This is a genomic window from Chryseobacterium sp. OSA05B (assembly GCF_019970065.1).
Classification (GTDB): Bacteria; Bacteroidota; Bacteroidia; order Flavobacteriales; family Weeksellaceae; genus Chryseobacterium.
This window is the reverse complement of record NZ_JAHXYH010000001.1, coordinates 1,241,381-1,263,887: the sequence shown is the minus strand read 5'-3', so window position 1 is coordinate 1,263,887 and position 22,507 is coordinate 1,241,381. Positions and strand designations below refer to the sequence as shown.

Genomic DNA, 22,507 nt, shown 5'->3' with positions numbered 1-22,507 from the left:
GTTTAAATTTTTTTCAAAAAATCCTTCAGATAAGGATGAATTAATGCATTTTTGTGAATGCCTTTCATGGTGTTTACTGCTTCATCTATGGGTAAAGATAGAATATTTTTCATTACTAAAATGCCTATGACAGAGCTTCTTGTAAAGCCCATCGTACAATGGATGAATATTTTTCCATCTGCCGGAAGTTTTCGATAGTTTTCGGTGATTTCTGTAATCAGTTTTTGGGTTTGATTAATATCTAACGCTCCGATATCCAGAAAAGGAACAGAATGATAGGAGGATTTATTTTTTAATTCAGATATTTCCTCCATTTCTGCTGAAAGATCATAGACTAAAGTATTCCTATTGATCTCGAAATAATGCAGATTTGCACGGCCGGGTCTTGATGAAATATAAATATGGGGGGCGATTTCCAACGGCTTTTTATTCTTCCTCAAAAACTTCCAGAATATCCAATAAATCATAAGATAAGGCGCATAAAAGATCTTTTTCCACCATGGAATGTTTCCGTTTTTGTCTTTTAAAAAATAAATATTATTCTTTTGATACTGATATCCGATAATAATGGTCATCGCAGCCGGCCACAATACAATAAGCCACAAGTGTCCATAAAACTGGTTCATAAGAACTGACGCAGAAACCGAAATCCATCCAAACAGGAAATAGAAATTGGCCACCTGGAAATTTCTGTACTGAAAATCATTTTTACGATAAGGGAAAATCATAAAGCTGAGATGAGCGAGAACAGTTCCCGAAAGAATATCAATGAAATGATGCTGATAAGTTGTAAGGGTAGAAATTCCCAGCATAATAAACCAGAGCATTAAAAAGGTCCGGAATTTTTTTAAGTTTCTGAAAATGCTCCAGAAAATAAAAGCATACGCAATATGAAGGGAAGGAGATTGATTAAAAGGGGAATCAAATAGTTTTAAAAACTGAAAAGAATAGTCCAGAACAGAGCCGTTTGTCAATGGTTTTGCGAAGGAAAACTGCAATGGGAATAGAATAAAACACAATCCCGCTGTAACCGTCGTGAAAAGCATTCTTTTGGTCAAAACGCTAAGCTGCTCTCTATCTCTGCAGAAAAAAAATACGCAACAGAAAAAAATAACGCTGGTCATATACGGAATAATGCTCCACGACAGAAACGGAATGTATTTTTCAAAATCAAATACAAAAGACGGAACTTTTTCAGCTCTTGAAGTATACCACGCAGCAAAGTTGTAAACAGTCGTGAATACAATAGCACAGAGCGCAAAAGCGAAAATTTGCTGTTTTAAGGTCGGTCGTCTTTCATCCATTGGGCTTTCCTGAACATGATTATGTTTAATAAAAAAGAAGGAAGTATGGATAATGATTTCATCATCCATTTCATTTTTGTCGGGAAAATTACCAGTTTTTCCTTGTTTTCAATAGCTTTTACAATAATATTTACGGCTGTTTCTTCATCAGTAAGAAATGGTTTTTTGTGAAGATCATGATTGTTAAGCTGTCTGAGTTTTTCGGTGTCTACATATCCGGGAGCAATAGCTGTTACAGAAATCCCGAACGGTTTTAACGCACGACGGTAAGCATCCGAAATCTTGATCACAGACCGTTTTGTTTTGGTATAAAGACTGGAATTTTCGTAATCCAAAATTCCTGAAACAGAAGCGATGACCACGATGCTGCCTTTTTTTTGTCCTTTCATTGCTTTCCGGGCGGTCTCAAAGCAGTTGGCTGTGCCTAAAATATTGGTTTGCAGCATTTCTTCAGCTTCTTCGTAGGAAATTTTTCCGGCTACATCTTCGGCATAACTTCCTGCACAATTGACGAAAATATCAAGGGTCTTTCCTCCGGATTGAAAAGAGTGGACTGCAGCAGCAATTGAATCCATATGACAAACGTCTGCCTGAAATATTCTTAGATTTTCAAAGGTGTTTTGAGGAACCTTTCCAGGATTTCGTCCGCAGATTCCTACATCATATCCTTTTTCAAGATAATGCCGGGCAAGAGCATAGCCGATACCGGAAGTTCCGCCTGCGATAAAAATAATCATGAGAGGTTGTGATTTGAATTTTATGTAAAAATAGATTTTAAAACTGAAAGTTGGATTTTTATCAACCACAAAAGGTTCAAAAGTTTATTAAACACTTTAGTAATTTTAAGTATGAAAATTGGTGGCTAGAAGTTCACATAAGTTTTTTGAAAATCAAAGATTTTAAATATTCAATAGGAACGGGCTTTAGCCTGTTTACTGAAAATTGAAATTGTACCATTTGGCTTTAGCCAAAATATATTTCATCATAAAAATTACCTACAAATTGATTTCATGATCTGATCAAAACCATATTGCCACTGCATTTCCATATCTTCTGCAAATTGCTCATAGGTTTTTGGAAAAGAAAAATCAATCTCCAATTTTCCCCAATTGATTCCTTTTTTGAGATAATGTCCTTTTAAATCCTGTTTAATATGTGTAGTGTCAATTTTGAAATTCACAGGAAATTTTTCAATCTCCGAAAGTCTTTCATTACCACTGAAACCAAGGACAGCTCGTACGAAAGCTTCTTCAACAGAACTGTATGTCTGCTTTTTTTCAATAATGATCTTGTCTGCAAGATGGTGAGCAAGCTCAGCAGGAATAAGATCAATCGCTCCGCCTGCAAAATATTTTCCATGAAGAAAAAAAGGTTCCACATAAAACATATCGGAAACGGAAATGCGGGTGCTTTCAAGCAGAGAAAGATCGGTTTTTACAACAGGAAGTCTTTCTACAGCACTGTTCATCATATTTTCAGAAGGAATGATGATTTGTTCAGGATTAATTTTTACTGCCGTCTTTTGATCCGTCAAAATGATTTTCCTATAAAGCTTCCTTCTGTTTCTTTCCTGTCCTGCTTCTTTTGGATCAAAAATAATTTCTGAACCGATGATGACGGTAGGTATTTCTTTTGAAAACCGAACATTTTTTAAGGAAGGAAAGACTTCGGTTAAATCCTGAGGCATTTCAACCAGATATCTGCTGAAAACATCTTCAATATATGGGGCATTTCTCTTGTCAAGTATTTTTTGTAATGAAAAAAGTCCTATCTGAGAAAGTTTTTTATGCTTTGTTAAAACCGTACCGGATACAAACCTGAAATATTCTTCCGACTTTAAATATTCCTTTCGGGAAATAGTGTCTGAAAAAGCGTTGATCACCGTTGCCGCAAATGCTCCGCCACAGGAAGCGATCAACAAATCAGGCTTCATATCCATTTCTTCCAGGGCAGCATACATTCCGAGGTAAATCATAAGTCTGGTTCCGCCTCCTGAAAATAGAACAGCTCTTTTAAATTTTTCACTCATGATTTTAATTTTTTACAAGAAGAGAAAGGATCCAGAAGAAAATGGGAGCATTGAAAATCAAACTGTCCATCCTGTCGAGGAGACCGCCATGTCCGGGAAGCAGGGTTCCTGTATCTTTTATTTCTGCTTTTCTTTTTAAATAAGACATCAATACATCACCGAAAAATCCTGAAACTCCAAGGATAACTCCTATAATTGTATTAACGAAAACGTCTGTCTTTAGTAAGAAAAATCCTAAGATGTTGCTTAATATCACCGTGAGAAAAACACCGCCAATGAATCCTTCTAAAGTTTTATTAGGACTTATTTTAGGGGTGATTTTATGCTTACCGAAAAACTTACCCATCAGATATTGAAAAACATCATTAAGCTCAGTCACAACGACCACGAATATAATTGAATTTAATCCGGAAGCCGATTCTCTAATGAATGACAAATGCGGAAAAGAAAACAGACAGATCAATAAAGCGGTGAAGATGCCGTAAAGCTGTTTCATTGCTATTTTTAAAAGGAGAAAATAGAGCAAAACGATAATGGTCAAAGCAGAACCGTAGATAAAATAGTTGTCAATGGTGAAAAAATGCAACAGAAAAAACAATGCGGTTCCAATAAATAACGATGGAATAATACGGTTCGAATTGATCTTAAAAAGTCTTAAAAATTCAAAGAAACACTGAAAACTTATCCATGAAACAAAAAGCTTCATAGCGAGAGGATGTGAGATGCCCAGTGCAAAAACGATGATAATGTAGATCCATGTTTTTACCCTTAAAGGAACATCTGCAAATTTATTTTCTTCAGGATTCATGCAGTGATTTCTTTAATCTGATATACGTGCTGACCATCAGCAGAACAATGATAAGGCCGAAAATGTATGTTGAAATCCCTGAAATATCTGCCCCGAAAAATACAGCTAGACCATAGATTCCGAGAATTAACGCGCGGTCGCTTTTCCCCATTGGGCCATCGTAACGGCGTTGCTTTCCAATAACTTTTCCTATCAAACCGGCAAATTCGTTAATAATACCTAATACAATAAAGATAACGATAAGGTATACACTTTCAGGCTGGAACTTTAATAAAGGAAAAAAGATGATCACATCAGAAACGATATCACCCACTTCGTTTAAAACTTCACCCAATCTGCTGGTCTGGTTGAATTTTCTTGCCATCATGCCATCCAGAGCATTCAAAGCCATTCTTAAAAGCAGGCCGATGGGAAGACTCAGGAAGAACCATTTCGACAGATCTGCATTCCAGAATAATACTCCAATCATTACCGACAGTAATATGGAACTTACTGTGATCTGATTGGCTGTAATATTGTGCTTATGCAGAAATAATAAAACAGGAGTGAGCAGTTGCTGGAATTTTGGTTTTAATTTATATACGGAAATCATGATGGTTATCGCTTTTTGTCTTTGTGTTTATCAAATATAGATAAATTTTTTCACCGGAATTTATAATTGATAGAGCAGGGTTTTTCCATTTTCAAAATTTAAAAAATTGCTTTGTGTTTCTTTTTCCCATAACTTTGCACAAACCTAATCTAATGAGTAAAAAGAATACAAAGTACATCTTTGTGACAGGAGGTGTAACTTCATCTTTGGGAAAAGGAATCGTGTCTGCTTCTCTGGGACTTTTGTTAAAATCACGCGGTTTTAACGTAACGATCCAAAAACTGGATCCTTATATCAACATCGACCCGGGAACACTGAATCCATATGAACACGGAGAATGCTATGTAACCGAAGATGGCGCAGAAACGGATCTGGATTTAGGCCACTACGAGCGTTATCTTGATGCTCCTACTTCCCAAAACAACAACGTTACTACAGGGAAAATCTACCAAACGGTTATCGAAAAAGAAAGAAAAGGAGATTTCTTGGGAAAAACGGTTCAGGTAATTCCTCATATCACCAACGAGATCAAAAGAAGAATCAAAATGCTTTCCAAGCAGAACTACGATATCATCATTACTGAGATCGGAGGAACTGTAGGAGACATTGAATCTCTTCCATACATTGAAACTGTACGTCAGTTGAAATGGGAACTTGGTGAGAAAAATTCTATGGTGATTCACCTTACGCTGTTGCCCTACCTGGCTTCAAGCGGTGAACTAAAAACAAAACCTTCTCAACATTCCGTTCGTCAGTTGATGGAAAGCGGAATCATGGCAGATGTTTTGGTTTGCAGAACAGAACACAATATTCCAAAAGACCAGAGAGCGAAATTGGCTCAATTCTGTAATGTTTCTCTGGATAATGTCATTGAATGTAAAGATCTTGAAACGATCTATGAAGTTCCGATGTATCTTCAGAAACAGAATTTTGATGATGTAGTTTTAAAAGAACTGGATCTTAAAAATGATAAAGAAGCTGATCTGAAAGACTGGAAAACTTTCCTTAAAAAATTCAAAAACCCTAAAAGAACTGTAGAAATTGCCTTAGTAGGAAAATATATTTCTCTGCAGGATTCTTATATTTCTATTGCTGAAGCTTTCAAACATGCCGGTGCAAGTCTTGAAACTGAAGTGAAAGTAAGATGGGTATACAGTGGAGATATCACCGCTGAAAATATTAAAGAAACTTTAAATGGTGTAGACGGAATTCTTATTGCTCCAGGTTTTGGCGATAGAGGAATCGAAGGAAAAGTACTTACTGCCCAATATGCAAGAGAGAATAAAGTTCCGATGTTGGGAATCTGTTTAGGAATGCAGATCATGACTGTTGAGTTTGCAAGAAATGTTCTTGGCCATTCAAAAGCCAACTCCATGGAATTTGACACTTCTACACCGGATCCTGTAATTTCTATCATGGAAGAACAGAAAAATGTAGTGGATAAAGGAGGGACAATGCGTCTTGGAGCATGGAAATGTTCATTGAAGAATGGGTCTAAGCTATATGATATCTACGGCGCTAAAAATATTTCTGAAAGACACCGTCACCGTTATGAATTCAACAGTGATTATCTTCAGGAGTTTGAAAAGAACGGTTTCCTTGCAACGGGTATCAACCCTGAAACAGGTCTGGTAGAGGCTCTTGAGCTTCCTGATCACCCGTTCTATGTAGGTGTGCAGTATCACCCAGAATATAAAAGTACAGTAGCAACGCCGCATCCTCTGTTCAGAGCTTTTGTGAAGGCTTGCGAAAAGAAATAAGGTAATCGTATACCATAAACGTCTTATCATAAACTCAGGCTGATTATTCTCAGCTTGAGTTTATTATATAGTAACACGGTAATGCATAGAGTTTTGATAAAAAAACAGTATTTTTGTCAGCTCAAAAAGTAGCATATTATGATACTTGGGTTAAATTTAAAATTTTAATATAAAATAAAATGCAAGAAAACAAAGGAATCGATAAAAGTCAGATGATCAGTTTTGCGGTTTTATGTCTGGTTCTTTTCGGATTCATGTTCTATTTCCAGAACAAGCAGTCGAAAGAAGAGCAGGTAAAAGCTCAGGAGCAGAAAATCGAGCAGGTAAAAAATGCTGTAAAACAGACTCAGGCCAATAATATCAATCCAAATGTAACTCCTGGTGCCATTCAGACGGCCAGTTTGAACAACAAAGAGCTGAATGTGGAATTCTCAAGCTTAGGAGGGCAGGTTTCTAAAGTACAGCTTTCGGAGTACAAAGCATATGATCATAAAACAGATAAGGCAGATCTTCCTCTTTATCTGATCGATAAAAAGAATTCCAACTACGGCTTTCAGTTTAAAGACAAAACCGGAAAAGTGATTAATACTAAAGACTTAGTTTTCGCATCGGCTGTCAATGGAAATGTTGTAACGATGACAGCGAACTACAATGGTGCGGTTATTCAGTTTATTTATACATTACTTCCAAAATATACACTAGATTTTAAAGTAAGAACAAAAGGGCTTGCTGCCGTTACTTCTGATAACAAAGCAGACTTTATCTGGGATTATAATGTAAGAAACTTAGAAAAAGGTAGAGCTCAGGAGCAGTCTCACTCTGAATTCTCATATGCTTTCAATAATTATAAAGATTATGATTATGATGGCAGAACAGAAATGAGTGAGGAAAAAGAAACGCTTAACTGGATCGGTGTAAAACAGCAGTTCTTCACTTCCGTGATCGAAGCTAAAAACGGTTTTACGCAGAGTAAAGGAAATCAGGAAGCGATCGAAGAAGGAGAGTATCTGAAAAAACTTAATTTTGAAGGATTCGTACAGATGACAGGAAGTGAGCTTAATCAGGATTTTACCTGGTATTTTATGCCACTTGATTTACCTCTGTTAAAATCTTATGACAAGAACTTTGACGAAATTCTACCATTAGGATGGTCGTTTATCGGGTGGATGAATCGTTACTTCTTTATGTGGCTGTACAGTCTTATTGCGGGTTGGGGATTATCTGCAGGTTGGGTTATTTTTGCCATGACCATCATTGTGAAGTTGATCTTATCACCAATTATGTACAAGCAGCATAAACTGAGTGCGATGATGAAAGTGATTCGTCCTGAAATTGACGAAGTAAACGCGAAGCTGAAGGATGCAGACCCAATGAAGAAGCAACAGGCTACCATGGAAATCTACCGAAAGGCTGGTGTGAACCAAATGGCAGGATGTCTTCCGGCACTGGTACAGATTCCGATATTCTATGCGTTATTCCGTTTCTTCCCGAACTTTATTGATCTTAGAGGACAGGGGTTCTGGTTTGCAAAAGATTTGACAGCTTATGATGATTTGATTAAATTACCATTTAAGATTCCTTTCTTGGGAGATCATTTAAGTGTTTTTGCAATAGCATGTACGATTGTGATTTTAATCTATACCGTAATGACTTCAGGAAATATGCAGCAGCCTCAGCAGGAGGGAATGCCAAATATGAAAGTGTTGATGTATATATTCCCGATCACATTCCTTTTCTTCCTGAACACATCAGCATCTGGTCTTTCTTGGTATTATTTTGTATCTAACGCGATTAACATTTTAATTATCCTTGTTATTAAATACGTGATACTGGATGAAAAGAAAATCCACGCGCAGATCCAGGCGAATAAAGAAAAGCCAAAATCTGAAGGTAAGTTCCAGAAGAAAATGAGAGAGATGATGGAGAAAGCTCAGGATCAACAGAAGATACAGGATCAGCAGAAAAAAAAGAAATAAGATAAATAGTTTATAATAGAAAAGAGAAGCAAAATTTGCTTCTCTTTTTTTTTGTTTATATTGAATTCTGATCGGAAGATATTGTCTCTAATCAATCATATTTCAGTCTGAACGACTGTCTGTGATGTTTTGTTGGTCCGTGTTTTATGAGGGCTTGTTGATGCGCTTTTGTGGCATAGCCGAAGTTGGTATTCCAGCTATATTCAGGATGTTCTTCGTGAAGTTCGATCATTAGTTTATCCCTGTAGTTTTTAGCAAGAATTGAAGCTGCTGCAATAGAAAGAACTTTTGAATCTCCTTTTATAATGCATTGGTGAGGAATGAAATTGTAAGGATGAAATTTATTTCCGTCTACTAATATAAGTTCAGGTCTTATTGTTAATTGATCCAGCGCACGGTGCATAGCGTGAATACTCGCATTAAGAATATTGTGCTCATCTATAAACTCCGGAGGCAGCTCAGCAATGGCGTAGTTTTTTACATTGTCCTTAATATAGCTGTCCAGTTCCATCCTTGTTTTGAATGTCAGTTTCTTTGAGTCATTAACCAGGTTTTGCTCAAAACTATCATCCAGAATAACAGCTGCTGCAACCACGGGTCCGCTCAGGCATCCTCTTCCTACTTCGTCACATCCGGCTTCAATGTACAGATCTGTCCACTTTTGCAATAAATCCATATAATTATTTATATCATTTTATAAATGAGGTGTAAAATTAGTAAAAATTGCATTTTAAGCTGATGTGTATTTTTTTTAGATATATCATTATTTTAGTAAACATATTGCTTCCATTTGACGCAATGAATGTATTGTTTTTAATTACTGTGTTTTGTGTGTTTTTAAATGATATGGATATTTTGTTGAAATATTTCTAAGTATTGTCCCTCTTGATGTTATGTTGTTTGTTAAATTAAATATTTTTAACGAAATATTTGGTGATTTTAAGAAAGTTTCACATATTTGCAATCATAAAAAAAATAATCAATTTAAATATGAAGAAATTAACTACAAGTGTTTTAGCGATTGTTCTTACCGCTTCCTTTGGGATGGTAAGCGCGCAAAATACACCAGGTGATACTTTACAGGTTAATGACATCCGTGAGATCGTTGTTACAGGTGCACTTGGTCTTAAAAAGAGACAGGATGCTGTTATTACCAGTAACAAGGTTATTGATAACAAAGAACTTAATCAGGCCGTAAACCCAAATGCAGCGCAAGCATTAACTGGTAAGGTAGCAGGTTTACAAATTAACACAACCAGTAACTCTGTTAATAGCCAGGCAACGGTAACAATTAGAGGGGCAAGATCTATCTCAGGTAACAACCAGGCACTAATTGTAATTGATGGAGCTATATCTACTCTAAGTATCTTTCAACAATTACCTCCTGAAGTAGTTGAAAGTGTAAACGTTATTAAAGGACAACAAGGTTCTGCACTATATGGTGAAAGAGGAAGTAATGGTGTTATTGTAGTTACTACTAAAAAAGGAACTAAATCTGAAAAAATACAATTTAGCTTAACATCTTCTATAGATGTATCTTCTATTTATAAAACACCGATTCGTCAACAATTATATGGTCAAGGTTGGACAGGTGAGCCTACAGATTTCAGTAGTATTGAATATGGTGGAGCAAACTGGGTGCCTTATGAGAATGGTAGCTGGGGACCTGCCTATAATGACCCTCAGATTGGAGGACAATTGCTAATCGCGGGTATGCCACAAGCGGACGGAAGTCTGATCTACAGCCCTTTTGCTGCAAGAAAAGATAATGCAGATAAATTCTTCAAAAATGGAGTTTTAATGCAGAATGGAATCTCAATGAATGTAGGAGGTAAAGACTCTTATTCATTCTTGTCATTCAACAGAGTGGAAAATGATTTCATGGTTGAAGGAGATAAATTAAAAAGAAATACAATATTCTATAAAGGGGGTAAGCAACTAGGAAAGCTTAGAATTGATGCTACGTTCAATTTTATTGATCAGAATACTTCCCAGTCTGGAGCCAACCTGTTTGGACAGCTTATTCAGACTCCTACCAATATTGATGTTAGAAGATATGCTAACTCTGGTATGGATGGACACTGGACTGCATTTGCCCGTAGCCCGTATTGGTTAAGAGATCATCAGCGTAATGATAATAATACAACTACATTCAATGGTATTATTTCATTAGGGTATGAGTTCAACAAAAACATTAGTTTGACATATACCGGAAATATGTCCACAATCTCTAGTGTAATTGAGACTCATACAGATGCATATGGAGCAAAAGAAGCTGGGACGTATTCTGGTACTGGTACACCTTATGATGGGACTACATATTTAGATTACGGAGGTACGGCTATTGTATCTGCTTATAATAAATCTGTAAATAAAATCTGGAGATATTATGGAGATTTAATGTTAAATTTCGATTATGATTTAACTGACGATATTAACTTTAAGCTTAATTTAGGTAATAACATTCAGGATACAAAAGAGGATTATTCACAAGTTGGAGGAACCAATTTACAGATTCCGGGATGGTATAATGTTCAGAATGTACTGAATTCTACACCTTGGTATAATCTTAACAATGGAAAACTTAGAAAAAGAAACGTTGCTTGGTTTTCTAACTTGGATTTAGGGTATAAAGATTACCTTTTCTTAAATGCAACCTACAGATACGAGCAGTCATCTGCTTTAAGTATTCGTGAAACGCCGCTAGTAGGAGAAGGAGACAGACCATTAAGAAATGAAGGTTATTCTTACTATTCAGTTGGGGCTTCATTTATCCCTACAAAGGCTTTTAAGAATATCACCAATGGAGATATTCTTACTTATGCAAAAGTAAGTGGAGGGTTTACAAGAACAGGTAACTCTGTATTGGATGCTTATGCAGTGGATGAAGTAGGTGTTTTCCCAACAGGTTTCCCGTTCGGAACGCTTTCATCTTATATCATTAATACAACTCCGGTTTCTCAGGACATCAAACCTGAATTTAACAATACATTAGAAGCCAACTTAAGTTTAGGATTCTTAAAAGATAGAATTACTTTTGATGGATCAGTTTATCAGGTTAAAACTGATGGTTTGATTACCAGAAGTGGTGTATCTAATGCTACAGGTTTCAGTACTGTATTAGATAATGCAGGATCTATGAGAAACAGAGGTTTCGAATTAGAATTAGGAGTAACTCCTTTTAAGTCTAAGGACTTCGAATGGAACCTAAAAGGATCTTATGCAACATATAAATCTGTCGTTACAAGTTTGGATAACGGAGCTTTATCTGTGCCTAGAGGAGCTGCAGGACAAGGTATTCCAGCTGGATTTTATGCAGTCTTAGGTGAAAGTGCAAACTCTTTAATGGGTACAGCGTATCAAAGAGATCCTGAAGGTAGAATCATCGTAGACGATTTAGGTATCCCGTTGGTAAGTAGCCAGTATAAGCTTTTAGGGAAATTGGATCCAGACTATATTTTAGCGTTCAGTACATCTATCAGAGTGAAAGGCTTTACGGTTAGTGCTGTTGCAGATTATAGAACTGGAAACAGTTTTATTTCTGAAACTAAAGCGCTAATGTCATATGTAGGTACACTTGAAAAGCAAGCTGATTTTAACCGTGCTAATGGATATGTTATACCAAACTCTGTTCAAAACACAGGTACAGCTGCTAATCCGATATATGTTACCAACACAACAACAGTAGGTGATGATCCAACTTATGCAGGGGCTGTAAATTATTTTACAACTAACTATGGAAGTGATATTGCAGAAGAGTTTGTAGTAGATGGTACAGCACTAAAAGTAAGAGAAATTGCTGTAAGTTATGCTATTCCAAAATCAGTATTGTCAAATACTTTCATTAACAGTATGAGCATCGGTGTGTATGCAAGAAATCCTTTTGTAATCTATGCAAAAGATAACAGAAATTTTGGTGATCCGGAAATGCAGACTGGAGCTAGTTTAGCGACAAGCCAGTATCCTACCGCTAGAAATTTTGGTTTCAATTTTAACATAACTTTCTAAAATTCTAAAAATGAATAAATTAAAATATATAATTTCGTCCGTTATAGTGGCGGCTTCATTAACATCTTGTAATGATTACCTGGATATTAATGAAAACCCAAACTCTATCCATGCAGAGAATATTACGCCTGAGCTAATATTACCAGGTGCCATGGCACAGTCTTACAGAGCACAGGCAGGAGATATGATGCAGTTTGGTAATTTAATGATGAACTCTTGGGCTGGAGATGTATACCATTACGGTGGATTATACCCAAATGAATTTTCACTTTCAGCTGTCAATAGCCAGTTTTATGATGGAATTTGGGATAACATCTATCAAAATGTTAACAATTTTGTTGTAATTGAAAAGTATCCAAACGGAAATCATGCCCAAGATAAATATGTTGCTATGGCTAAAGTGATGAAAGCCTTTTACATGCAGTATATTGTAGACTTATATGGAGATGCTCCTTATACTGAGGCGTTTAAAGGTCAAAACAATCTTGCTCCGAAATATGATAATGATATTGATATTTACAAATCACTTATTACCAATTTGGATGAAGCAGTTGCTTTAATAGATTTAGATAATGAAGCTGCGGTGGATCCGGCGGGGAAGGATATCATTTTTGGCGGTGATATGACTAAATGGAAAGCCTTTGCTTATACTGTTAAACTTAGATTCCTGTTAAGAATGTCAAATGTTACCGGTGATCTTGCTACGTACCGTAATGCTCAGTTGTCAGCGTTAAGTACTGCAACTGGTATGGGAACAGGTTTAATGACAGCAGATGTTATTGAAAAACCGGGTTATTCTAGCGCCGATAATGATAAACTGAATCCATTTGCTTTCAATTATTTTTATAATACAACACCTGCTGAGGTTCAAAATCATATAGTAATTACTTCCTCAGAACATTTGGCGATTGCTTTAAATGGAAACGTTGAAGCTAGTACTGCTGCAGAGTATCAGAAATTCAACGGAGTTGTAGATCCTCGTAGATTTAGATTATTTACTAACGTTAACTATAATGGTGTACAAAAGGTAAAAGGGGTTAGACAAGGTGCTACTTCAGGGCAGCCTGGGGCTCCTACAGATAATCAAAGTGTATCAAAATTAGCAGGTGGAAATCTGGCAGGAAGTGGAACTTTTGCTAATGCTGGACAGTTATTGACTTTAGCCAATGCGAGAGGAGGTGTAGTAATGTCACTTGCAGAGATAAAGCTTTTATTGGCTGAGGCTTCGTTAAGATATCCTTCTTTATTTACTGGAGGGCAGACTGCTTTTAATGCTGCAATTTCTGCTTCCGCAACTTGGCTTGGTGTTACAGCAGCAAATACAAACAACTATCTTACACTTATTGCTGCAAAGCCAGGTTTAGGTTGGACCGGAACAGATGCTCAAAAAATGGAGGCTATAATGACTCAAAAATGGCTAGCACTTACCAATATAAATCCGACAGAGATGTATATTGAATATAACAGAACTGAACTTCCTTACAACCCAGTTGCTGTAAATGCGGTGAAATCAAGAAGACCATACAGATTGGTTTATCCTAATTCTGAGTTTGCTACCAATTCAGCGAATGTACCGAATATCGGAAGTGATGTTGTATTTACTAAAAACCAGTACACTCCTTTCTGGAACCAAAATTAATTCGACAAGTTTTAATATATTTTTATTACCGCCTTCGGGCGGTTTTTTTTGTTTTATGATTTTTTGTAAGGTTTTTTTTGAGTATGTGTTATAACTGTATATTATCCGGATAGTTAGGGATATATTTATTTTTTTTGTATGTATTTGAAAATCAAATTATTTCTACTTGTTGTGAGTTTTTTTGTAGATTGGGTGTGTTATGAAAAAAAATAATTAATGTTTTGGTTCTTTATTTTAAAAATTGTTAAAAATCATTATTTAGTGAATTAATTACTATTGTTTATTCTTTTTAGTTAATGATAGTCGTTTATTTTTATAATTCCTTGCGTCTTTGGGAAAGTTTTACAAATTTGTACGGCTACAAAAATTAAAATTTATATGAAGAAATTAACAGCAAGTCTACTTGTTTTGGTGTTGTCTTCGTCTATCGCTGTTGCTCATGCCCAGCAAAAGAACGATACGCTAAAAACGAAGGAGATAGAGGGAGTGGTAGTTACCGCACTCGGAATTAAAAGAGAGAAAAAATCTTTGGGATATGCCTCGCAAGAAATTAAAGCAAGTGCACTCTCAGATGGAACTACTAATACAGGTAATATTGCATCTCAGTTATCAGGTAAAGTAGCCGGGCTTAATGTGACAACAAACAATAACTTTGGAGGCTCGTCAAACCTATTGATAAGGGGTGTTAAATCATTAGGAGGAGGAAATCCACTAATTGTTATCGATGGATCACCGGTAAACAATACCTATACTCAGGAAAAAAATGTAGATTATGGAAATGCTCTTTCTGATATTAATCAGGAAGATATCGAATCGATCAACGTTTTGAAAGGTGCGGCAGCATCTGCATTATACGGAGAAAGAGGCTTAAATGGAGTGATTGTTATCACCACTAAAAATGGGAAAGGAAAAGATGATGGATCTTGGGGAGTCACATTTTCATCTTCAATGCAGGTTGGTTTTATTGATAAATCTACTTTTCCTGAATATCAGACAAGTTATGGTGCCGGTTATTCTCAAAAATTTGGATCACAAAATGCAGATGGTCTTAACAATGCGAACTATGGAGCGGATGCATCGTGGGGTCCAAAATTTGATCCTAATTTAATGGTGTATCAATGGGATTCCTTTGATCCCACTTCTCCCAACTATAAAAAAGCGACACCTTGGGTAGCTGCTAAAAATGGACCTATTAAGTTTTTTAATAATCCTACAACATATACCAATAGTATAACTCTGGAAAAAGGACAAAAAGGAAAAAATATAAGTTTTACGTATGATAATATGATGTCCGATGGTTTGGTACCCAACTCGCACATCAATAAGAATAATTTTTCCTTAAAGGTTAATTATGATCTGACTCCTAAATTACACTCTTCTTTCTATTCTACACTGACTTTACAGGAAACTAAAGGACGAGGGATTACAGGATATTCCAACAATATAGCGACAGGTTTCAGACAGTGGTGGCAAACCAATGTGGATCTTAATGATCTGGAAAGAGCTTATTTTGCGAACATTGATCCTTCTGTTGCCAGTGCAGCCAATAATTTTGGAAATGTTACCTGGAGCAGGAAATCTGCAGCTAACGGGGCGCCTGCTTACTGGAATAATCCTTATTTCCAGGCATACCAAAACTATACATCCGATAGAAGATTTAGAAATTTCACGTATGCGCAGGTAACTTATGACCTATTTGATAAAATTTCTGTTACAGGGAAAATATCTTATGACAGATCCAATCTTATGGCTGAAAATAGATTAGCCATTGGATCTTTGCCACAAGCTTTTGGGCAATCAAATAATTCTGTTGGTTCAGGCTACGCAAGACGTGATCTTTTAAGAACAGAAACCAACTATGACTTAATGGTGAATTATAAATTTGATATAACGGATGATATTAACGTTTCCGGAGTCCTTGGAGGAAATATACGCAGGAATTATTTAAATTCTGTTTATGCTTCAACGGAAGGAGGACTTGTCGTTGCGGGAATCTACGCGTTATCAAATTCAAAAAAGTCGCCTTTGGCATCTGATGAAAATGAATCTACTACGCAAACAAATTCCGGATATGTTACTGCTTCATTTGATTTTTTTAAAAAATTCTATATAGATGGAACATGGAGGGTAGATCAAAGCTCCACGTTGCCAGCGGGAAATAATGTTTATAATTATCCTTCTGTAACAGGATCATTAATAATGTCCGAAATCTTAGATACTAAAAGCTGGATGAATTTCTGGAAATTGAGAGCGAACTATGCTGAGGTAGGAGGTACAGCAGATCCTTATCAGTTAGTCAATAATTATAGATCTGCAGGGATTTTATCTGGTGTTGGGATATATAACCCAATTTTAAATCAATCTAATCTGGGTCTAAGGCCCCAAAGATCTAAAGAATTTGAAGTAGGAACTGAGGTTCATTTCTTAAAGGACAGAATAACGCTTGATTTTGCCTATTATAAAACAAAAACTGTTGATCAGATTATTACTCTTCCGGTTTCTCCCGGAGCAGGCTACTTAGGTAAAGTTGTTAATGCTGGTAGAATTGATAATACCGGATATGAAGTGCAACTAGGCTTGGTACCTATCAAATCAAAAGATTTTGCATGGAATATTGATGTCAACTGGTCTAAAAATAAAAATAAAGTTATAGAACTTTACCCGGGTATCACTAACTTATTGTTAAACAGTTTTACCGGAGGAGTATCTTTGAATGCCAGAGTAGGAGAAGCTTGGGGAACGTTAGTAGGTGCTGATTATACCTATTTGAATGGCGAAAAAGTTATTAATCCGGCTACGGGCAAATATTTACAGAATGGTAATCAAATTATTGGTAATACAACTCCGGACTGGATTGGAGGAATTAGAAACAGTATCAGTTACAAAGGATTTTCTTTAAGCTTCTTAATTGATATGCGTAAAGGAGGAGATATATTCTCAACTGATATGTATTATGGCTTGTCTTCAGGTTTATACAAAGAAACTGCTGAAGGGTCTTACAGGGATCAAAATGTTGTTCTCCCAGGCGTTCTTCCAAATGGCACTCCAAATACTATAGCATTGTCGCAGTTTGACAATGGAAGCAGTTACGGCTATAAAACTCAGCCTTCGAGAGAGTTTGTTTATGATGGTTCTTATATTAAACTAAGAGAGGCGAGTATCGGCTATATGCTTCCTAAATCGTTATTAGCAGGAACGAAAATTTACGATGCTAAAATTTCGATTGTTGGAAGAAACTTGTGGATTATTCATAAAAATTTACCATATGCTGATCCTGAAGCTGTGGTAGGAGGAGGACTTAACTCTTATGGTTGGTCTATTGGTTCGATGCCAACAACAAGAGATGTAGGTGTCAATGTAACATTTAAATTCTAATTACGTTAAAAATGAAAAATATTATAAAAATAAGTTTAGTGTCTGTATGTATAGGTTTGAGTTTAAGTTCATGTCAAAGTGATTTAACCTCCCTTAATGATGACCCTAAACATCCATCAGTTCTGCCTTCTGAAAATTTACTGGCAACGGCTTTATATCAGTCATCATATTATATGGATAATCCGAATGTAAATTTTAATAATTACAGGTTTTTTACGCAACAATGGGCTGAAACTCAATATCCGGATGAAACTCAATATAACTTGGTTACTAGAAATCAACCTAGAAATCATTTTAATCGAATGTATGTTTACAGCATTAATAATCTTAGACAGGCAAAGGTTAATTTAAAAAATGAAGTTGAAACTGAAGATATTCGAACAAATAAATTGGCAACGTTAGAAATTGAAGAAATTTTTATCTGGGAAAATATAGTTGATACTTATGGGGATGTTCCTTACTCTGAAGCCTTTAAACCTGATGAGATCTTAAGCCCAAAATATGATGATGCGAAAACTATTTACGTGGATTTAATTAAAAGGATCAATAATGTTATTGCAACCATAAAACCATCGGTTAAAGGATATGCTCCAATTGGCGGGGAATCTTCAGGAGATCTGGTGTATTCAGGTGATATGACAAAATGGATAAAACTGGCCAACTCCGTAAAATTAAGACTGGGAATGAATTTGGCTGATGTTGATCCCACGTTGTCAAAAGCTACTGTTGAATCAGCAATATCAGGAGGAGTTATTTCTTCTGATGCCGAGGCATATAAATTTAAGTATGATGGGAACACATTTTCAAACCCAGTTTTTGACAATCTAGTGGCCTCGAATAGAAATGACTTTTTACCTAGTGAATTGGTGGTGAATACCATGAAAAACTTATCAGATCCAAGAATGGATATCTGGTTTACGAAAGTGGCAGGAGTTTATAAAGGTGGCGTTTTCGGAGAGTTAAATGATCCTTATACTAGTTTTTCACAATTAGGTCCTTACTTTAGATCTGCAACTAGTGCTTCAAACCTATTGAGCTACTCGGAGGTAGCCTTTCTTAAAGCTGAAGCAGCTGCCAGAAATTATTCTGCCGGTGATACAGCTGCAAATCTTTATACGGCAGCAGTTACCGCTTCAATGAATGAAAATGGAGTAAGCGTTGCTAATACAACGAGCTATTTGATTGCTAATCCCTATGATGCGGTTAACTGGAAGAAATCTATTGGCGTTCAGGCTTGGATAGCTTTATTTAATAGAGGATTTGCCAGTTGGAACTTTACCAGACGTTTAGATAGTCCAACTCTTGTTAATCCTCCAAAATCCAACTTATCATCGGTACCATACAGAATGCCTTATTCTGATCAGGAGTATGTGTTAAATGGAGCAAACGTTAATGCTGCTGCGAGCAAGATCGGTGGTGATAAAGCAACAACAAAGTTATTCTGGGATAAATTCTAGAAAAATTACGATTTATATTTTATATAATAGACTGTTTTCACGATTTGTGAAAACGGTCTTTTTTTGTTTTTAGGTTTGAAAAGATTTCATTGAGAAGATTCTTGCTTCAATTATCCAATATAAACCAAAGTTGTGTTATGTTTTTATGACCATTTTTTCTTTTTTTGATTTTGTAGCCTTAGATCTCCCTTATTTAGTAGAAAAATAATGTATGCATAACATAGTTTTGTTTTTTGCTATTGATCTTATTTATCAAAAGATTATTTTGAATCCTTTTGACTATCAGTTTGTTATTGTTGTTTTGGGTAATATGTCATATAGAAAATATCAATTGGAAGCAGTTGTGTTTTTCTGAAAAAAAATATTGCTAAAATGTTTTGTTTTTGTTAATTGCGCTTGTTTTAACTAAATTTAATAATTTATTTTATACTAAATTTAATAATTAATGAATATTTGATATTTTTTTAAGATTTTGTTTTGTGATTTTAAGAAAGTTTTACAAATTTGTACAGTCACAAAATTATAATTTGATATGAAGAAACTAACAACAAGTCTGCTTGTTTTGGTATTGTCTTCATCTGTTGCTATTGCTAACGCTCAGCAGAAGAATGATACTGTAAAAACAAAAGAAATTGAGGGAGTAGTAGTAACTGCACTCGGAATTAAAAGAGAGAAGAGATCTCTTGGTTATGCAACCCAGGAAGTAAAGGGTGATGCTGTTAATAAAAATCCTACAACCAACTTCTTAAATAACTTATCCGGTAAGGTAGCAGGTCTAGAGATTAAACAAAGTACCAACTTTGGAGGATCAATCAACGTTGTTACAAGAGGATATAAATCACTACTAGGCGATAACCAGGCCCTTTTTGTGGTAGATGGAATTCCCATTTTGAATAAAAATATCAACACAGCTAATCAGAATACTGGTGGTGGTGGGTATGACTATGGTAGTTCAGTATCAGATATAAACCCTAATGACATCGAGACCATTAACGTTCTTAAAGGAGCTGCTGCAACTGCCCTGTACGGATCAAGAGCCCAAAACGGTGTTATCATTATTACAACAAAAAGAGGAAAGAAAAATAAAGAGGGTATCGGAATGGAGTTTTCGAGCTCTATCACAATGTCCACTATAGACAAATCCACTTTTCCTAAGTATCAAACCCAATATGGGCAAGGATACAGAGGAACAAGTTTTGAGGGTGAGCAGGATGGCAGTCCAATTGTTGGATTTGGAAATGATGCTTCATATGGCTCCCCGTATGACGGGTCTATGGTATGGCAATATGGTGCATTTACGCCGGGATCGACAACTGAAGGGCAGAGAACACCTTGGCAGGCAGCAAAGAATGGACCTATAAAGTTTTTTAATACAGGAGCAACTTATGTAAACAGTTTAGCTTTTAGTGGTGGCAATGAAACTGCTACATACCGATTAAGCTATACCAATACCAATGCTTCTGATATTATGCCTAATAGCTCACTAATGAAAAATAATTTTAGTGGGAATGCATCTTATAAATTAACAGATAAGTTGACGGCAAATTTCTATGCCAATTATATTACTCAAAAGACCAAAGGACGAAACAGTACGGGGTACAATGATAATATAATGACTAACTTCAGACAGTGGTGGGCAACAAACGTTGACATTAAGGATCTGCAGTATTTATATGATAACTATAAAAAGAATTACACCTGGAATATAAATGCAGCTGATGATTTGACGCCTGCATTCTGGGATAACCCATATTTCCAGAGATATGAAAATTATCAAAATGACTCCCGAGACAGATTTGCCGGAAACTTCAGTTTAAATTATGATGTAAGCAAAGAGTTTAATCTATTGTTCAGAATGGGAACAGATGGATACACTATGACTACAGAAGACAGAAAAGCTGTTGGATCCTATATCGGAAATGATTTTGGATTAAACGGTACAGTCGATCAGCCGTCTGGTTATGCATTAAGTAATTATAAATTTAATGAAACCAATTATGACCTTATTGCAACCTATAAAAAGGACATAACGGATGATTTTAATGTCAGTGCATTAATAGGAGGAAATGTTAACGTACAAAAGGCCTTTTCAAATCAGCAATCTACATCAGGAGGTTTATATACTCCGGGAATCTATACCATTGCGAACTCAAGATCAAATCCGGTTAGACCTTTGATTTCTGATGTTTCAAAATATGTTTATGGAGCTTTTGCTCAGGTATCATTGGGATATAAAAATACCTATTACTTAGAGGGAACTTTTAGAAGAGATCAATCTACCGCTTTACCGGAGAATGATGCTGTTTATTGGTATCCTTCATTGTCTGCAAGTGTGGTGTTCTCAAATTTAATAAAGGCCAGCTGGCTGAACTTCGGAAAAGTACGGGCTGCCTATGCTGAAGTAGGATCGGATACTAATGCAGACCAACTACTAAACAGATATTTTGCACAGCCATCTTATGGAGATGTTCCTGTATATGCTTACAACGCTGTATTGAGAAACTTTGAACTTAGATCTCAGGGACTTAAAAATGTGGAAGTCGGTATTGAGGCAAAGCTGTTTAATAACCGTGTAGGTTTTGATGTTTCCTGGTTCCAGAATAAAGCGTTTGACCAAATCTTAGCATTGCCGGTTTCTTTTGCTACAGGGGCAGCTGCTAAAACTCAGAATGCCGGTGAGCTGACAACAGAAGGATTTGAAGTAGCTCTTAGTGTAACACCAATTAAAACAACTAATTTCTCTTGGGATCTTAATTTAAACTGGTCTAACCCTTGGACTAAAGTTACCGCACTTAGCCCGGGTATTGAGAATATATCAATCGGTAGACTTCAAGGTGGAGCAAGTGTGAACGCTCCTTTAAATGGAGATTATGGCTCAATCTGGACCTCTGATTACGTATATGACTCTAATGGTCAGAAAATCGTAGGAGCTAACGGAGCTTATTTGGTAACAGATAAAGCAGTATTCAATCAGGGAAGTTTTCAGGCCAGATGGAGCGCGGGGCTAAATAATACGATAAACTACAAAAACCTTTCATTAAACTTCTTAATTGACTGGAGACAAGGTGGACATGTATATTCACTAGACCAGTTCTATGGTTATGGAACCGGTATTTATCCTGATTCAGTAGGAATGAATGATTTGGGTAATCCGATAAGAAATACATTAGCTAACGGTGGTGGTACCATTTTACCAGGTGTAATGGCTGACCCAAATAATCCAGGGCAATTTATTACAAATACAATAAGATTAGACAAATCAAGATCCAGCCAGGTTTTGGGAACAGACCTTCCTGGAGCTGCATATATTTATGATGCAAGTTTTGTAAAACTTAGAGAGGTAGCAATCACTTATAGATTTGATAAGGATTTCTTTAATTCTAAATTTATACAGGGAATGTCTATGAGCTTAATCGGTAATAATCTTTGGATCATTCATAAAAACCTTCCTTATTCAGATCCTGAAGCAGGTCTTTCAGCGGGAAATATTCAAGGGTATCAATCAGGTCCGCTTCCGACTACAAGAAACATATCGTTTAATGTAAAAATTAATTTTTAA

13 protein-coding genes are annotated in these 22,507 nt (G+C 36.0%); 7 read left to right on the top strand and 6 right to left on the bottom strand.

Annotated features, from left to right (window positions below; translation table 11 throughout):
- Window positions 1-2: 2 nt before the first annotated feature.
- The 5 genes from LC419_RS05720 to LC419_RS05700 all read right to left on the bottom strand — a co-directional run bounded on the left by LC419_RS05720 (window position 3) and on the right by LC419_RS05700 (window position 4,733).
- Complete coding sequence (locus tag LC419_RS05720) at window positions 3-1,304, bottom strand: phosphatase PAP2 family protein (RefSeq protein ID WP_223606451.1); 1,302 nt, start codon at window positions 1,302-1,304, stop codon at window positions 3-5.
- The gene (locus tag LC419_RS05715) at window positions 1,280-2,041 is read right to left on the bottom strand and encodes an SDR family oxidoreductase (RefSeq protein ID WP_223606450.1); all 762 of its coding nucleotides are present in this window, start codon (window positions 2,039-2,041) and stop codon (window positions 1,280-1,282) included. Before LC419_RS05715 ends, LC419_RS05720 begins: the two co-directional genes overlap by 25 nt.
- A 254-nt stretch (window positions 2,042-2,295) precedes the next feature.
- Entirely contained in the window at window positions 2,296-3,333 is a 1,038-nt protein-coding gene (locus LC419_RS05710; RefSeq protein WP_223606449.1) for a patatin-like phospholipase family protein, read from the bottom strand.
- Window positions 3,334-3,337: 4 nt separating this feature from the next.
- Window positions 3,338-4,141 (bottom strand): phosphatidate cytidylyltransferase, encoded by an 804-nt coding sequence (locus LC419_RS05705; protein ID WP_223606448.1) that lies wholly within the window; start codon window positions 4,139-4,141, stop codon window positions 3,338-3,340.
- Window positions 4,131-4,733, bottom strand: coding sequence for a CDP-alcohol phosphatidyltransferase family protein (locus LC419_RS05700; RefSeq protein ID WP_223606447.1), 603 nt, complete (start codon window positions 4,731-4,733; stop codon window positions 4,131-4,133). Before LC419_RS05700 ends, LC419_RS05705 begins: the two co-directional genes overlap by 11 nt.
- A 152-nt stretch (window positions 4,734-4,885) precedes the next feature.
- Here LC419_RS05700 and LC419_RS05695 point away from each other — a divergent pair, with 152 nt between their 5' ends.
- Both LC419_RS05695 and yidC read left to right on the top strand, forming a co-directional pair.
- A complete protein-coding gene (locus LC419_RS05695; RefSeq protein ID WP_223606446.1) occupies window positions 4,886-6,493 on the top strand; it encodes a CTP synthase in 1,608 nt (535 codons plus the stop codon).
- Between the two features lie 179 nt (window positions 6,494-6,672).
- Window positions 6,673-8,469, top strand: a complete 1,797-nt coding sequence (yidC, locus tag LC419_RS05690) for a membrane protein insertase YidC (RefSeq protein WP_223606445.1) — start codon at window positions 6,673-6,675, stop codon at window positions 8,467-8,469.
- A gap of 91 nt (window positions 8,470-8,560) precedes the next feature.
- On the opposite strand, the gene LC419_RS05685 is transcribed toward yidC, so the two are convergent.
- Complete coding sequence (locus LC419_RS05685; protein WP_223606444.1) at window positions 8,561-9,145, bottom strand: ribonuclease HII; 585 nt, start codon at window positions 9,143-9,145, stop codon at window positions 8,561-8,563.
- 368 nt (window positions 9,146-9,513) lie between these two features.
- Between LC419_RS05685 and LC419_RS05680 the strand changes: the two genes are divergently transcribed.
- The 5 genes from LC419_RS05680 (at window position 9,514) to LC419_RS05660 (ending at window position 22,507) form a co-directional block, all read left to right on the top strand.
- A complete protein-coding gene (locus LC419_RS05680) occupies window positions 9,514-12,477 on the top strand; it encodes a SusC/RagA family TonB-linked outer membrane protein (RefSeq protein WP_223606443.1) in 2,964 nt (987 codons plus the stop codon).
- A 10-nt stretch (window positions 12,478-12,487) separates the two neighbouring features.
- Window positions 12,488-14,116 (top strand): SusD/RagB family nutrient-binding outer membrane lipoprotein, encoded by a 1,629-nt coding sequence (locus LC419_RS05675; RefSeq protein ID WP_223606442.1) that lies wholly within the window; start codon window positions 12,488-12,490, stop codon window positions 14,114-14,116.
- A 378-nt stretch (window positions 14,117-14,494) separates the two neighbouring features.
- Window positions 14,495-17,491 (top strand): SusC/RagA family TonB-linked outer membrane protein, encoded by a 2,997-nt coding sequence (locus LC419_RS05670; RefSeq protein WP_223606441.1) that lies wholly within the window; start codon window positions 14,495-14,497, stop codon window positions 17,489-17,491.
- A gap of 11 nt (window positions 17,492-17,502) precedes the next feature.
- Window positions 17,503-18,948 carry a SusD/RagB family nutrient-binding outer membrane lipoprotein gene (locus LC419_RS05665; protein ID WP_223606440.1) on the top strand — a complete coding sequence of 482 codons (1,446 nt, stop codon included), beginning with the start codon at window positions 17,503-17,505 and terminating at the stop codon, window positions 18,946-18,948.
- Window positions 18,949-19,480: 532 nt separating this feature from the next.
- Window positions 19,481-22,507 (top strand): SusC/RagA family TonB-linked outer membrane protein, encoded by a 3,027-nt coding sequence (locus LC419_RS05660; protein ID WP_223606439.1) that lies wholly within the window; start codon window positions 19,481-19,483, stop codon window positions 22,505-22,507.